Origin of the sequence: Jeotgalicoccus sp. FSL K6-3177 (assembly GCF_038050175.1) — a bacterium.
In the GTDB taxonomy this organism is placed as follows: domain Bacteria; phylum Bacillota; class Bacilli; order Staphylococcales; family Salinicoccaceae; genus Jeotgalicoccus; species Jeotgalicoccus nanhaiensis.
This window is the reverse complement of record NZ_JBBOSK010000001.1, coordinates 1,623,794-1,638,295: the sequence shown is the minus strand read 5'-3', so window position 1 is coordinate 1,638,295 and position 14,502 is coordinate 1,623,794. Positions and strand designations below refer to the sequence as shown.

At 39.6% G+C, this 14,502-nt stretch carries 14 protein-coding genes; 9 read left to right on the top strand and 5 right to left on the bottom strand.

Annotation, left to right across the window (positions count from 1 at the left end; genetic code table 11):
• Positions 1-10 precede the first annotated feature (10 nt).
• Entirely contained in the window at positions 11-1,537 is a 1,527-nt protein-coding gene (locus tag MHH58_RS08110) for a Na+/H+ antiporter NhaC family protein (protein ID WP_341345582.1), read from the top strand.
• Positions 1,538-1,672: 135 nt separating this feature from the next.
• Here the strand turns inward: MHH58_RS08110 and MHH58_RS08105 are convergent, their stop codons facing one another.
• Together MHH58_RS08105 and MHH58_RS08100 are read right to left on the bottom strand one after the other, a co-directional pair.
• Positions 1,673-2,581 (bottom strand): aminoglycoside phosphotransferase family protein, encoded by a 909-nt coding sequence (locus tag MHH58_RS08105; RefSeq protein WP_135098255.1) that lies wholly within the window; start codon positions 2,579-2,581, stop codon positions 1,673-1,675.
• A complete protein-coding gene (locus MHH58_RS08100) occupies positions 2,571-3,092 on the bottom strand; it encodes an isochorismatase family protein (protein ID WP_135098253.1) in 522 nt (173 codons plus the stop codon). Before MHH58_RS08100 ends, MHH58_RS08105 begins: the two co-directional genes overlap by 11 nt.
• Positions 3,093-3,181: 89 nt before the next feature.
• Between MHH58_RS08100 and MHH58_RS08095 the strand changes: the two genes are divergently transcribed.
• From MHH58_RS08095 to MHH58_RS08060, 8 genes are all read left to right on the top strand, one after another.
• The gene (locus tag MHH58_RS08095) at positions 3,182-3,922 is read left to right on the top strand and encodes a DUF429 domain-containing protein (protein WP_135098251.1); all 741 of its coding nucleotides are present in this window, start codon (positions 3,182-3,184) and stop codon (positions 3,920-3,922) included.
• A 72-nt stretch (positions 3,923-3,994) separates the two neighbouring features.
• A complete protein-coding gene (locus MHH58_RS08090) occupies positions 3,995-5,047 on the top strand; it encodes a 2,3-butanediol dehydrogenase (protein WP_135098249.1) in 1,053 nt (350 codons plus the stop codon).
• A gap of 105 nt (positions 5,048-5,152) precedes the next feature.
• Positions 5,153-6,070, top strand: a complete 918-nt coding sequence (locus MHH58_RS08085) for a deacetylase SIR2 (RefSeq protein WP_135098247.1) — start codon at positions 5,153-5,155, stop codon at positions 6,068-6,070.
• Between the two features lie 3 nt (positions 6,071-6,073).
• Complete coding sequence (locus MHH58_RS08080; RefSeq protein WP_135098245.1) at positions 6,074-7,099, top strand: lipoate--protein ligase; 1,026 nt, start codon at positions 6,074-6,076, stop codon at positions 7,097-7,099.
• A gap of 53 nt (positions 7,100-7,152) precedes the next feature.
• Positions 7,153-8,388, top strand: coding sequence for a M20 family metallo-hydrolase (locus MHH58_RS08075; protein ID WP_341345581.1), 1,236 nt, complete (start codon positions 7,153-7,155; stop codon positions 8,386-8,388).
• A 57-nt stretch (positions 8,389-8,445) separates the two neighbouring features.
• Entirely contained in the window at positions 8,446-8,685 is a 240-nt protein-coding gene (locus tag MHH58_RS08070; RefSeq protein ID WP_341345580.1) for a DUF1413 domain-containing protein, read from the top strand.
• A 93-nt stretch (positions 8,686-8,778) separates the two neighbouring features.
• The gene (locus tag MHH58_RS08065; protein ID WP_341345579.1) at positions 8,779-9,405 is read left to right on the top strand and encodes a chloramphenicol acetyltransferase; all 627 of its coding nucleotides are present in this window, start codon (positions 8,779-8,781) and stop codon (positions 9,403-9,405) included.
• A 276-nt stretch (positions 9,406-9,681) separates the two neighbouring features.
• Positions 9,682-11,277 carry a solute:sodium symporter family transporter gene (locus MHH58_RS08060; RefSeq protein ID WP_341345578.1) on the top strand — a complete coding sequence of 532 codons (1,596 nt, stop codon included), beginning with the start codon at positions 9,682-9,684 and terminating at the stop codon, positions 11,275-11,277.
• 220 nt (positions 11,278-11,497) lie between these two features.
• On the opposite strand, the gene MHH58_RS08055 is transcribed toward MHH58_RS08060, so the two are convergent.
• Genes MHH58_RS08055 through MHH58_RS08045 form a run of 3 tightly spaced genes read right to left on the bottom strand, consistent with a single transcriptional unit; the run spans position 11,498 to position 14,309 of the window.
• Positions 11,498-12,385: a glycine betaine ABC transporter substrate-binding protein gene (locus tag MHH58_RS08055; RefSeq protein ID WP_341345577.1), complete on the bottom strand. Its 888-nt coding sequence runs from the start codon at positions 12,383-12,385 to the stop codon at positions 11,498-11,500.
• 51 nt (positions 12,386-12,436) lie between these two features.
• Positions 12,437-13,276: an ABC transporter permease gene (locus MHH58_RS08050; RefSeq protein WP_341345576.1), complete on the bottom strand. Its 840-nt coding sequence runs from the start codon at positions 13,274-13,276 to the stop codon at positions 12,437-12,439.
• Positions 13,269-14,309 carry a glycine betaine/L-proline ABC transporter ATP-binding protein gene (locus MHH58_RS08045; RefSeq protein ID WP_341345575.1) on the bottom strand — a complete coding sequence of 347 codons (1,041 nt, stop codon included), beginning with the start codon at positions 14,307-14,309 and terminating at the stop codon, positions 13,269-13,271. The genes MHH58_RS08050 and MHH58_RS08045 overlap by 8 nt, the downstream gene beginning before the upstream one ends.
• Positions 14,310-14,502: the final 193 nt, after the last annotated feature.

The window sequence follows — 14,502 nt, the reverse complement described above, 5'->3', positions numbered from 1 at the left end:
TGTTTAGGATATGGAATATGGATTGTTATCTCTTTTACCTCCACTCCTCGCAATAGTCATTGCCATTATTACTAAGCAGACTGTTGTCGCCTTGTTTTTAGGCGTCTGGTTTGGCGCAACAGTAATGAATGAATGGAATCCGGTTTCAGGTTTTACATATACAGTTAACGAAATTATGGTGCCGTCAATCGCGGATCCGTGGAAGGCATCGTTAATACTGCTGGTCGTCTTTACCGGAGGGTTTATCAACGTACTCCGTACAACGGGAGCGGGGCAAGCATTTGCAGAATTTGCGACGAAAAAAGTGGATACCCGTCAAAAAGGGCAGAATTTCGTCTGGGGGAGCGCCTTTTTGTTCTCATATACAGAACCGGTATTAATACTCGGTACTGTCACAAGGCCGATTACTGATAAATTAAAAATATCGCGTGTAAAACTTGCCTATATCGTCGATTCAATGGGCAGTCCTGTGGCGTCAATGTCGCCAATCAGTGTATATGCCCCCTTTATTACAGGTTTGATTGCAACCCAGCTTGCAGCGCTCAGTTTATCAGATAATCCCTGGACGCTATTCATTCAGATGATTCCTTTTCATTTATATGGAATTTTTGCGATTGTCGGCGTGCTACTTGTAATTAACATGAAAATTGATATTGGACCGATGTATAAAGCGGAACAGCGGGCAATTCAGACTGGTAAATTATACGGAGAGCACGATAAACTGATGATCAATGAGACAGGGCAGGAAGAAGCGGATGAGGCGGATATCTTCAGTTTCCTTATACCGCTGGCACTGCTGTTTATTGGGATCTTTGGAGTTATTTTCTGGACAGGCGATATCGCAACAAATGGTCTCACGGGCGCCTTTTTAAATGCAGATATTATATTTGCCATTACGACAGGCTTTTTTCTCGGTTCAGTCGGCGGCATGCTGTATGCTAAACTGCGTTACAAAATGCCGCTTGAGGACCTGTTAAACGGCTATGTCGACGGAATTATGCAGATTATGATTGTACCGGTTATTTTAGTTATGGCCTGGTCGATTGGAACTGTAGCAACAGAGATGGGACTCGGCGAAGTGATTGCACATTATGCAGGAAGCTATCTGCCGGCCTTCTTAGTACCGGTAATTATTTTTATTCTCGGCGGTCTGATTGCCTTTGCCTCCGGAAGTTCATGGGGAGTATTCTCAATTATGATACCAATTGCGATTCCGATGGGGATTGCACTTGATTTAGAACTTCCGCTTGTCATCGGCGCCGCAATCAGCGGAGGCGTATTCGGCGACCATTGTTCTCCGATTTCCGATACGAGTATTATGTCATCTACCGGCTCTGCTGCAGACCATATGGAACATATACGAACGCAGCTGCCGTACGCTGTTATTATCGGCTTGTCGGCAAGTGCGGGCTTCCTCATGACCGGACTCACACAAAGTTCGATTGCAGGAATTATAACGACTGCAGCTGTATTGACTGGAATATTGCTGTTTGTAAATAAAAGAACAAAAAATAAAAATCAGGCTGCGGCCGAATAAAATGAATGCGCTGGAATCATATTTTGTGATTTCAGTGCATTTTTTGTGTTCGGATGAGGATGACAATTTCTCAAACTCAACCGGGAATCTTTGGTTGAAGATGAAGAATTCTCATCCTCATTCAAACGGATCAGACTAGTATATTTTGTACCAATTTGGTACAACTCGTATAAAATCATCATACCAATCCAAAATTTCTGCATACGATTTTCTCATAGTAGTAATCTCTTTATCGCCAAAGGGAATAGCCCAAGGGAGGGAAGACAGCATGTTGGATGAAATATAAAGGAGCAGCAGCTCCCAAAATTCATCGGGTACATCGTTATTAAAGTATCCATCAATTCTGCCGCTGGCAAAAGCGGGACTTAGAGAAGCACACCAGGTAATTCTGTTGAATTCTTCATAAGGCTCCCCGGTATCATGCCTGTCAAAATCAATGATATGAAGTTTGTCATTTTCGTCAATCAGCATATTGCCAATATGAAAATCACCGTGATGCTGGACAACTTTTTTATTTTCAAGCAGGTGTCTGTATTTACTGACAACATCTTGCAGCAGATGACCGTTCTCGTATTTCAGTTCACAGTTTTCATACATCTCAATTTTACGGTCAATTTTCCGGTTAAACCTCTTAGCCCAGGATTCAGAACTGGCAGAAACAAGCTTAAAATTATGAATCACTTTAAGAATTTTACCTGCTTCAAGGCCGAGATTATACTGCTCAGCTTGAGAAAAACTAGTAATAACATCCTCTGCGTCATCTCCCGCGAGCCAGCCCAAAAGAAGAAAATAATGTGTATCAGCGAGTAGAGTTCCATGGGCAATAAGCCTATGAGTAGGAAGACCATTCTCCGCAGCCTGTTCAAGCAGGCGGGCATGCTGGATGTATCTATTCTTATTGTTAATATCACCGACTCTCAGCAGATATTTATTATCAACCGTTACAACGATAAACTTCCGGTCATCAGACCAGCCTTTATTAAACGGCGTAATTGTTTGAATGTTTTGAAGCGGTAAGTGAGATTTTAGTGAGTCAATCATCATATTCCGTCTCTTCCAAATATTTATTAGTCACTAGTTCCGACCAGTCCATAACTGTGCCAATAAAATCTGTAATATTTAAATTATTCATTTCATATGTGCTGCCATCATTTTCACTGCCGCACAAGTCTTCGATCACAGTAACATCGTAGCCTCTGTCTGCAGCTGCTATCGAAGTAAAAAGAATACAGAATTCCATATTAAACCCTGTAATGAAAAGTTCCTTAATTCCTTGTTCATCTAAGTAACTCTGCAAAATAGTTTCTTTAAAAGATATAGGGTATTTTTTGGGGATTGTAATATCAGCTTTGTCAGTTAAAATTGTCGGAATCTCAGCACCTGATGTACCGAATTCAATGGGGCTGCCTTTCATATCATCAATGTGCTGAACAGCGATGACTGTGTCATTATTATCTTTAAACTTTTGAGCAACTTTTGCAATTCTGTCGGGCAGTTCTTTATAACTCTTTAAAAACCCCTGCTGCACATCAATAATTAAGAGTGCTTTTGACATTTAAACCATCTCCCGCGTGAATTATTTACTTCGATTATAATATACTTGAAGCAGTATCAATAATGATATAAAGAGAATGAGTGATATAAATGAAATTTATCGGTATAGATTTGGCGTGGACATATAAAAATGAAAGCGGCATTTGTGTCATGGATGAAAGCGGAGAAGTGCTTATTCTCGAATCTGCTGTGTTCAGCGATGAAGAGATTATTAATATTATTAAATCATACGGTGATGAAAAACTGTATATCGCAATCGATGCGCCGCTGGTTGTAAATAATGAAACAGGATCGCGTCAGGCTGAACGCGATTTGCTTAAAGGCAGAATTAACGGTCACCGGGTGTATGCTTTTAATTCCAACAGGACTTTTCTGACAAAAACATTTAAAAGTATCCGGGGAGAAGTGCTGAGCAATTTAATAATCGAACATCTCCCAAATATCAGCATTGGCATTGATGAAGAAGGTTCAAGTATTATTGAGACATTTCCAACGGGAATTGTGAGCGGTTTGTTCCCGGATATTTACCCGGTTAAATATAAACGTAAAAAAGGAGTAACATTTGAAGAAAATGTTGAACAGATGAAGCTGCTGACAGAACGTATTGGCCTGCTTGAACAGCGGGGTATTATATCCGGATTCAAAGAAAAACTGATGGTGGATGAAGCAGCGATTAACCGGAAACATCATAAGCACCTGGAAGATAAGCTGGATGCCTTCCTGTGTGCTCTAGGACTGTATATGATTTATAAAGAGATGGCTGCTGCGAGAAAATTCGGCACAGATGAAGATGGTTTTATACTTCTGCCGGAAGTTCTTGAAGAAGTATAGTTTATACTTGTGATTTTCTTCACAATAAGTTATAATATAAGTAAGAAAAACATTCAAGGAGTGAAGTGGTTTATGAAAGCAGTAGTATACTATGACACAAAAGATGTTCGAATCGAAGAAGTGGCTGAACCTAAAGTTTATGCTGAGGGTGTTAAAGTAAAAGTTGCCTGGACAGGTATATGCGGTACTGATCTGCATGAGTATCTCGGGGGTCCAATTTTTATTCCGGGAGATGCGCCGAATGGTGTGACAGGTAAAGAGAGACCTGTAATTATGGGACATGAATTCAGCGGTGTAATAGAAGAAGTCGGAGAAGAAGTTGAGGGACTGGCTGCCGGAGACAAGGTTGTTATCAATCCTGTTCTTACAAACAAGCAGCATGACAATCCTTTATACGATTTCTATAAAGAAGGAACGTTTATCGGACTCGGAGATGACGGCGGTTTTGCTGATTTTGTCGTCGTACCTGCAGAAAACATTGTTAAACTGAAAGACAGTACTTCCTTGAAAATCGGTGCCTTGGTAGAGCCGACAGCAGTTGCGCTGCAGGCAATCCGTGAATCGGAACTTAAGTTCTCCGAAACGGTTGCGGTTTACGGAGCAGGTCCTATCGGTCTTGTGACTATATTAGCTGCACGTGCAGCCGGAGCGAAAGATATCTTTGCCTTTGATTTATCGGATGAGCGCCTCGAGAAAGCTAAAGAATTTGGTGCTACACATACTGTAAACAGCGGTAAAGAAAATCCTGTAGAGTATATTAAGTCGATTTACCCGGACGGTGTCGACCGGACATTTGAAGTCGCGGGCGTGAAACAGACACTTGAACAGTCTATTCAGTCGACTAGACCGAGAGGTATGGTCTGCATTGTTTCCATCTTTGAAAAAGAAATCGATTTTAATCCGATGATGCTGACAACATCTGGTGTAAGAATATCGAGCTCTCTCGGTTATGAACCGGATATCTTTGAAGCGACTGTAAAAATGATTGAAAGTGGCCAGATTGATCCGTCACTGATGATTACTGAAGAAATAGAACTCGATGAAGTTATAGAAAAAGGCTTCAATAAATTAATTGAAGATAAGTCTCAGGCTAAAATTCTCGTTAAACTGAGCGGCGAAGAATAATTAAATATATGCTTTATAAAACACGGTGATTTAATCATCGTGCTTTTTTAATCTGTTATAGTAGTTTTAAAGAAGTTTTTAAGAATTCATTAAAGGATTGAGAATATGGGTAAAACATCATGGCATGTACTGTCAAATGGCGAATATTTAACTGCTTCAAGCAAATTGTCCATGGCGCTTGATGAAGCGGATGCTGTATTAATCGGTGTTGGCGCAGGCATGGCGGCGGCAGATGGTTTTACATATGCAGGACCGAGATTTACACAAAATTTTCCTGATTTCATTGAAAAGTACCGCTGGCTGGATATGTTTCAGGCAAGCGTATTTGAATTTGAAAATTTAAATGAAGAATGGGCATTTTTCAGCCGTTTTGTCGATTTAAATTATATGAGTCAGCCGCTCGGGGAATCTTATATACGTCTGAAAGAATTACTGGAAGGCAGAAATTATCATATTATTACATCCAACGCAGACAATGCTTTTGAAAAAGCCGGTTTTGATAAAAATAAAGTATTCGACGTGCAGGGGAAATATAACTTACTGCAGTGTTCAAAAGGATGTACTCCAAAACGTTATAATAATGAAGAGTTAATGAAAGACATGATCGACCGCCAGCGGGGTATGAAGGTGCCTGACGATTTGATTCCATATTGTAAGGAATGCGGTGCGCCTATGGAGCTGAACCGGCGTAATCACACCGATTGGATGGTGGAAGATGAACAGTTTTTCAGTGATCAGAAACTGTTCCATAATTTCTTGGATTCTTATACAGATAAAAAGTTATTAATACTGGAACTCGGCTGCGGCTATATGGCACCGCAGGTTATTAAACACCCATTTCAGCAGCTGGCTGAAAACAGGCAGAATGCATTGTACATGACTGTGAACTTAAAAGATTACAGAATACCGCCTGCTGTAAGAAAACGTTCAATCTGGCTGCAGGAAGATATCAGAACACTGCTTGAAAATGTTCAAAAAGAACAGCAGATTATTAAAATGAAAACATACGAAACGGAGCAATAATCAATGTATCTTATAGAAGTTAAACGCAACGGGAAATATATCTACGACGGAGCAGTTGCTCTTGCTGTTCAGGTTTATGCGCAGAAGAATTTATTTTTAGGCGAAGATATGGTCTTTCCATACTTAACAGAACCGCTTGTTCAGGTCGGACGCTATCAGAACGCCCGTGAAGAAGCGAATTTAGAATATATGAAAGAGAACGGCATTAATCTGGTCAGAAGGGATACCGGCGGCGGAACTATTTATCTCGATATGGGCGGCGTGAATTTCTGTTTCGTCAGTGATAATACAAGCGCGAGTGCAGATATTAATTTTGATCAGATGTATGCTCCTGCCATAGAAATATTAAAAGAACTCGGCTTAAAAAATGTGGAGAAAAGCGGACGCAATGATTTGCATGTAGATGGAAAGAAAGTTTCTGGCGGTGCAATGAATGTTGTTAACGGACGGACCTACAGCGGCTACAGTCTGCTCTTAGATATCGACGAAGAGAAAATGGAGAAATCACTTAAACCGAATAAAAAGAAGATGGAATCGAAGGGAATTAAATCAGTCCGCAGCAGAGTCAGCGCTTTAAGAAATCATTTAGATGAAGAATATAAAAATCTTTCAAGCATTGAATTCGCTGAACTGATGATTCTTAAAATATTTGGTGCAGCTGACAGAAGCGAAGTTAAAACATATGAACTGACCGATGAAGATTGGACCGGAATTGATCAGCTGATGGCTGAAAAATATAGCAACTGGGAATGGACTTTCGGGAAGTCTCCAAGATTTAAGTATTCAAGAGACGGCAGATTCTCTATAGGTACACTTGATATTACGCTCGATGTTGACGGCGGTATAATTCAGCATGCAAAAATTTACGGCGATTTTTTCGGTAATCAGGAAATCAGGACAGTGGAAGAAGTGCTTGAAGGTGTACGTCTCAAAGAAGAAGATTTACTATCTGCTCTCTCTTCTATAGACCTGAGTCATTATTTAGGCAGTATTACGAAAGAAGAGATTGTGAAACTAATTTTAGAATAAATTCAATGCTGCAGGGTATAGAACAAAGTTATTGAAAAAGGAGTGCATTCACAATGAACCATTTAAAAATCAATGAAGAAAGATTATTAAATAGAATTACTGAACTGGGTCAGGTAGGACGAAATGACCAGGGACAGTTAATCAGACTGGCTTTGACAGACGAAGATAAACAGGGCAGGGATTTACTGGTCAGCTGGTTTCAGGAACTTAACTTAAAAGTTGAAATTGATCGTTTCGGCAATATATTTGCAACCTGGGAGGAAGAACACAATAAGGGAGAAAAACCTTTAATGCTGGGCTCTCATATCGACTCGGTCATCGATGCCGGAATATATGACGGCAGCTACGGTGTACTGTCAGGACTTGAAACAATCCAGTCATTAAAAGAAAATAATATTAAGACAAAAAGGCCGGTCACTGTGGCAGCATTTACTAATGAAGAAGGTGTGAGATTCCCGCCGAGCATGCTTGGATCTTTAGTGTATTCAGGAGATTTAAGTCTCGAAAAAGCACTCGATACTATGAGTATCGACGGGCTGAGATTAGGTGACGAACTTGAACGCATCGGTTATGCGGGGAATAATGAACCCGGTTTTATTCAGCCGGAAGCCTATATTGAACTGCATATTGAACAGGGACCGGTACTCGACAAGGAAGATTTCGAAATTGGTGCAGTTCACAACCTTCAAGGGAACTCAAGACGGGAAATTACTTTTAGAGGAGAAGCGAACCATGCAGGATCAACACCGAACTATCTGCGTAAAGACCCAATGCAGGCAGTGACATACTTTATGTCAACACTGTATAACTATATTAATAAAAATGAACTCGACACAGTTGCAACGCTCGGATCAATTCAGCTTGAACCGAATGCCGCAACAATTATACCGTCAAAAGCAACATTTACACTCGATATGAGAAGTCCGACAGAAAAAGGTTTCCATGAAGCGCAGAAGTTAGTCCGCGATACACTGGAAGAAATTAAAGCAGAAGGAAAAATAGGTGTAGAGGCGACGGAATTTGCGATTTTCGAGCCGGTAATATTTGATAAATCCATTGTTGAAAATATTGTCGCAGCGGCAGGAGAGTTAACCTTGAGTTCGAAATTAATGACATCAGGCGCAGGTCACGATGCCCAGATGATTAACCGGATTGCACCGTCAGCGATGATCTTCGTTCCAAGTAAAGACGGTGTCAGCCACAACCCATTGGAATATACATCACCGGAACAGCTGGTGAATGGCGCGAATGTTCTGCTGCGGACAGCCGGCAGATTATTACAATCTTAAGTGTTATAATCATTGCAAAATCGGGTATTATTAATTTACTTAGAATACGAGGTGTTAATGATGGCTAAAAATGAGAAGGAGATTATTAAAAAAGCGTGGCAAGAAACGAAGAATTTAAAAGAGGGTGAAGTTTTTCTGCTGAAAGATCTCTTCAAAGGCTATAAGTGGAATAGGATTAAAACGGAAAAAAGAAGCAGTCTCGGACGGTTGTTTTTAGAAAAGGTTCAGAAGAAAAAATCAGTTGAAGCGATTGAAAAAACTTCTTCCCATCAGCAGCAGTACAGAAAACTGGGATAATTTTACCGTTTCTCTACAATATTAATACTTACTTTACATCATGAAACATGGCACCAAGTTAAAATGTAAGTATTAACATGGTGGAGGAAGGAAATGAATATTTCGAATAAGCAACTGGACAAAGAAGTAATGATTCATGATAATGCGAGTATTATAAACTGTGAATTTGGCCTATATACAGAAGTGGGTATGTCTAATTTTCTTGAGAACAGTACACTCGGAGATTATTCTTATACCGGCCAGTTCTGTTTTATACAAAATACGATTGTAGGCAGGTTTTCAAATATTGCTGCGATGGTAAGAATAGGACCGACGGATCATCCATATGACAGACCTTCACTGCATCACTTTACTTACAGAAAGAAAATGTACGGTTTCAGTGATGACGATGACAGTGAATTTTTTAATCACAGAGAGAACAGGATAACATCAATCGGTCACGATACGTGGATTGGCCATGGTGCAATTATTTCACCTGAGGTGACGGTAGGTCACGGAGCTGTCATCGGTGCAGGAGCAGTTGTTACTAAAGATGTAGAGCCCTATGCAATTGTAGTCGGAGTACCGGCGAAAGAAATTAAGAAAAGATTCAGCGATGAAGTAATTGAAGCACTGCTGGATATAAAGTGGTGGGACTGGTCTCATGAAAAGATTAAAGAATGCATAGAGGACTTTCATCTGCCAATTGAGGAATTTGTCCGTAAGCATTATCAAAACTAGGGGAAACTCTGGTTTTTTTGTTATAAAACTATATTACATATAAATATAGTTGAAAATATTCATTTAATGTTAAAAGTTAGCATTTATAAATTGAATACTATACAATTATTAGTATTCAATTGGAATTGTATTTCATTAAAGAGGTGGAAATTTAAGATATGGACCCCAGGGTTTTTACGGTGTTTGATATCATAGCTAAATTTACTTATTCTTTATTTAAATAGCTGAATGAACTGCTTATTAATTAACATCATTTAATTAAGGAGAGATTTAGCTATGAATGTTTTGTCTATTATTTTATTTTTAATTGTAATTATTGGCGTAGCACTGTATGCATTCTTCAGGTCAAGAAGAGTAAATAAAAACAGTGCATCGGGATATTTTATGGGCGGCCACAGCCTGACCGGTTTTGCTGTAGCTTCTACAATAATCATGACAAACTTATCAACCGAACAGCTCGTCGGACAGAATGGCCAGAGCTTTGTTGCAGGTATGGAAGTTATGGCATGGGAAGTAACGGCGGCAGTCGCAGTAGTGCTGCTGTGCTGGGTGTTTTTGCCTAAGTATTTAAAATACGGAATCAGCACGATTTCGGAATTTATTGAAATGCGCTACGATGTATTTACTAAAAGACTCGTATCGCTTTTATTTATATTCACGTATATAGTATCGTTCCTGCCGGTTGTTTTATATTCGGGATCACTGGTGTTTAATCAGTTATTTAATGTCAGTGAATTTCTGAATGTAGGTGATAATACTGCAGTTATTATAATTGCAGCAGTCATCGGGGCTGTCGGTATACTGTATTTATTTATCGGCGGACTGTCGCTCAGTGCCTACAGTGATACACTGTACGGTATCGGCTTGATATTCGGTGGATTAATCGTCACCATACTTGCTCTTAAATACTTGGGAGATGGAAGTTACCTTCAGGGCTTCGATCATATCGTTAAAGACACTCCGGAGAAATTAAATGCCTGGGGTGCAGTAGATTCACCGATTGTACCGTGGCCGACCTTGATGTTCGGGATGTTCTTTAATAACTTGTTTTTCTGGTGTACCAACCAGATGATTGTGCAAAAAGCACTGGCTGCGAAAAGCTTAAAAGAAGCGCAGAAAGGCGCAATATACTTAAGCATATTTAAAATATTCGGTGCACTTTTCTTAGTACTGCCGGGTATTATTGCATTTAACATATTCAATGGAGATGTAGGGAGTACAGCTGATAATGCATATCCGATGCTAATTAATACAATCTTACCGGAATGGGCATTTGGTATCTTCGGGGCGATTATTTTCGGTGCCATATTGAGCTCATTTGTCGGTGCACTCAACAGTACGGTGACCTTGTTCTCACTCGACTTTTACAAATCATTTATCAATAAAAAAGCTTCAGACAGAAGATTAACAGTAGTGGGAAGAATTACAACTATAATTGCAGGTGTAATAGTAGTGATACTTGCACCGGTTATTTCGCTGTTCCCGTCAGGACTGTATGCGGTAGTGCAACAGTTTAACGGTATATACAGTCTGCCTGTTCTGATCCTTGTTGTAGTCGGATTCTTTGCGAAGAAGACATCAAAACTTGGGGCGAAAGTAACCTTTATTACACATATAGTCTTGTATACATCGGCAAACCTGTTGTTAAGCGATGTACATTATTTATATATACTGAGTATACTGTTCTTTATAGACCTTGCAGTACTGCTGATATTTAACAAACTGTATCCATCGAATGAATTTGATTTAAGCAAAGACTTCTCAAAAGTGGATATGACACCTTGGAAATACAGATATGTCGCAGGAATTGCAGTCCTTGCAGTTGTTGTCGTCAGTTATATAATCTTCTCACCGCTCGGAGTAGCGGCGTAGAAATGAAAGAACGGATGAAAATCCGTTCTTTTTTATTTTTGTCATTTTTACGTAAGATTTAAATGCATAGTGATTTGTACTGCTCTCTGTCAAGTAGACAGGGAGCAGTTCACTGCCTCCGGGCCGCTTTTTTAATATTTTAAGATAAATACTCAATATATATTAGCTTCAGCAACAAAAAAACAGCAGAGCGAATTTTCGCCCTGCTGTTAAATTTAATTTACTGTAACCATTCGTCAACTTTATCTTGGTTTTCTTCAATCCAAGTCGCAGCTGCTTCTGTAGGATCTGCACCTTCTTGGATATCAAGCATGATTGCTTCCATATCTTCTGGTTCCCAGTAGAAGTTATTTAAGATTTCATATGCACGAGGTGCATCCTCTTCCAATCCTTCACGTGCTAAAGTATTAATTGTTTCAGCATCACCAAAAGTACCTTCCGGATCTTCTAGATATTTAAGGTCATAGCTTTGGAATTTCCAGTGTGGTGTCCATCCTGTAACAACAATTTCTTCACCTGCATCAATTGCTGATCCAAGTTCAGTTGCCATCGCACCTGATGATGACGGCTGGACTTCCCAGTCGCTTAAGTTCTCGTAATCTTCCAATGCTCGTTCTGCTGCCTGTACAACACCTGCACCTGGTTCAATTGCAGTGATTGTCTGTCCTGCTTCATCTGTTAAGTCGGCAATTGAATCAACAGGGAAATCTTCAGGTACTGTTAAACCAATTTTAGCACCTTCAAGATTTGGCCCTAAATCTTCAAGACTATCCTGATGTTGTTCAAATAAGTCACCATGTGTTAATGGAATCCATGCACTTACCATTGCATCTGTTTCACCTGATGCAACTGATTCCCACATGATTGCGTTATCTAAAGGCGTAATTTCAACGTTGTAGCCTTCGCTTTCCAGAACTTGTTGAATAACGTGTGTTGATGCTACTTCAGAATCCCATTCCACATAAGGGATTTCGATTGATTCTTGGCCAAGATCGCCATTGTCACCTGACTCTGCTTCTTCTGAAGAAGTATCTTCCTCACCATTTCCGCAAGCTGCAAGAACGATTGATACTATTGCCGCCATAAGCAGCGTATACCATTTCTTCATAACTCATCCTCCTAAATAGATTTTTATATTATAATAAAATGGTTACCAAATTTAAGCAGACTTTTTAGTCTGTGTGAATCTGTCTATAATAATCGCAAGTATTACAATACCTAACCCGGCAACAAATCCTGTTCCAACATCTGCACGTTGCAGTGAACTTAAAACGTCACGGCCAAGACCTGGTGCTCCAATCATTGATGCGATAACTACCATTGAAAGGGCTAGCATAATCGTCTGGTTGACTCCGGCCATTATTGAAGGTCTCGCAAGCGGTAACTGAACTTTAAGCAGTTTCTGCATAGAAGTTGTACCGAATGCGTCGCTGGCTTCAATCAATTCATTATCGATTTGCCGAATACCGAGATTTGTCAGACGTATTGTCGGCGGTGCTGAGAAGATAAATGAAGCGAAAACCCCTGGCACCATACCGATACCGAAAAATGCAACTGCCGGTATCAGATACACGAACGCCGGCATAGTCTGCATAAAATCGAGTATCGGTTTCATGATTGCCTCGAACATTTTACTTCTGGACATCAATATTCCAAGAGGAATACCGATAATGACTGAGATGAAAGCACTGACCAGTACTAAAGTCAATGTACTAATCATATTATCCCACAAGCCCTGGTCTAGAATGAAAAGCATTCCGACTCCTGCCAGAATTGCTGCGGTAATTTTTTTATTCATAAACAGCGCAGCAAGAATCATTACAATAGCTATAAAGATAACTGGCGGAATAAATTCCAGCACATCAATAATGATATTCATAATTGAGCTGAGTATTGACTCAAGCGGGCTAAAGATAAAATCAAAGGTCGAGGTGAGCCATGATACGAAATCACTGACCCATTTAGTGAAAGGTAAGTTTGGCAGAAAGTTCTCAAGCATCTGTTTCCACCTCCTCATTACCTTTTGTCAGTGTATTAAAGACATCGGTAGAGTGAAGGGTTCCGATAATAGAACTGCCATCGCTGACCGGTATTTTAGTATCTCCTCCACTGAAGTATGTATAAGATTCAGTGAGCAATTTATCAGCAGCGATACTGTTTGAGATATCCTCTCTGTCATCAGCTGATACAGGTTTCATGATATCTTTAACTCGCAGTACTTTTGCATGATTGATATCTTTTACGAATGAGCGTACATAATTGTTTGCAGGATTAGTTATGATATCATATGCAGTTCCTATTTGAACGACTTCTCCGTCTTTCATTAAAGCGATTCTATCTCCGATATTCAGAGCTTCGTCTAAATCGTGAGTAATGAAAACGATTGTCTTTTTCATACTTTTTTGAATTTGCAGCAACTCCTGCTGCATGTCTTTTCTAATTAATGGATCCAGTGCTGAAAATGCTTCGTCCATCAGCAAAATATCGGTATCGTTAGCCAAGGCGCGTGCTAAGCCTACGCGCTGCTGCATACCACCAGATAATTGGTTGGGATATTGGTTTTCGTATCCTTTTAAACCGACAAGAGCAAGAGCTTCTTTTGATTTTTCTAAACGTTCTTTTTTGGGAATGTCTTTGACTTCTAAACCGAATGCAGTGTTTTCTAATATGGTTTTAAAAGGGAAAAGTGCAAAGTTTTGAAATACCATACTGAGGTTTTCACGTCTGAAATTTCTGAGTTCATCAGAACTCATCTGTGAAACATTTTTGCCTTTAATATTTATTGCGCCATCTGAAGGGTCAATAAGACGATTTATTAATCTAATCAATGTTGATTTTCCGCTTCCGGACAATCCCATAATAACAAATATTTCGCTCTCATCAACAGTAAAATTGGCTGCTTTAACAGCAACAGTTGAAGATGTTTGATGAAGTATTTCAGCTTTAGATTGATTTTCATCAAGCAGTTTTTTAACTTTATCATTATAATTACCAAATACTTTAGTGACGTTGTTTATTTCAATGACGCTCATAAACATCAATCCTCCTTATCGAATTTTGGAAATACTTCTAAATTTCTCCAAGTATAGAAATGAATAAGCTTTTATTGGAACAACGTTAATAACGTTAACACTATAAAATTATTGAGTCAAATCGCTCTCTGAAAATTATCAGTTTTATCACATCATTAGGAAAAACCCCCACAGAGCGGATTAGAGCTCTGTG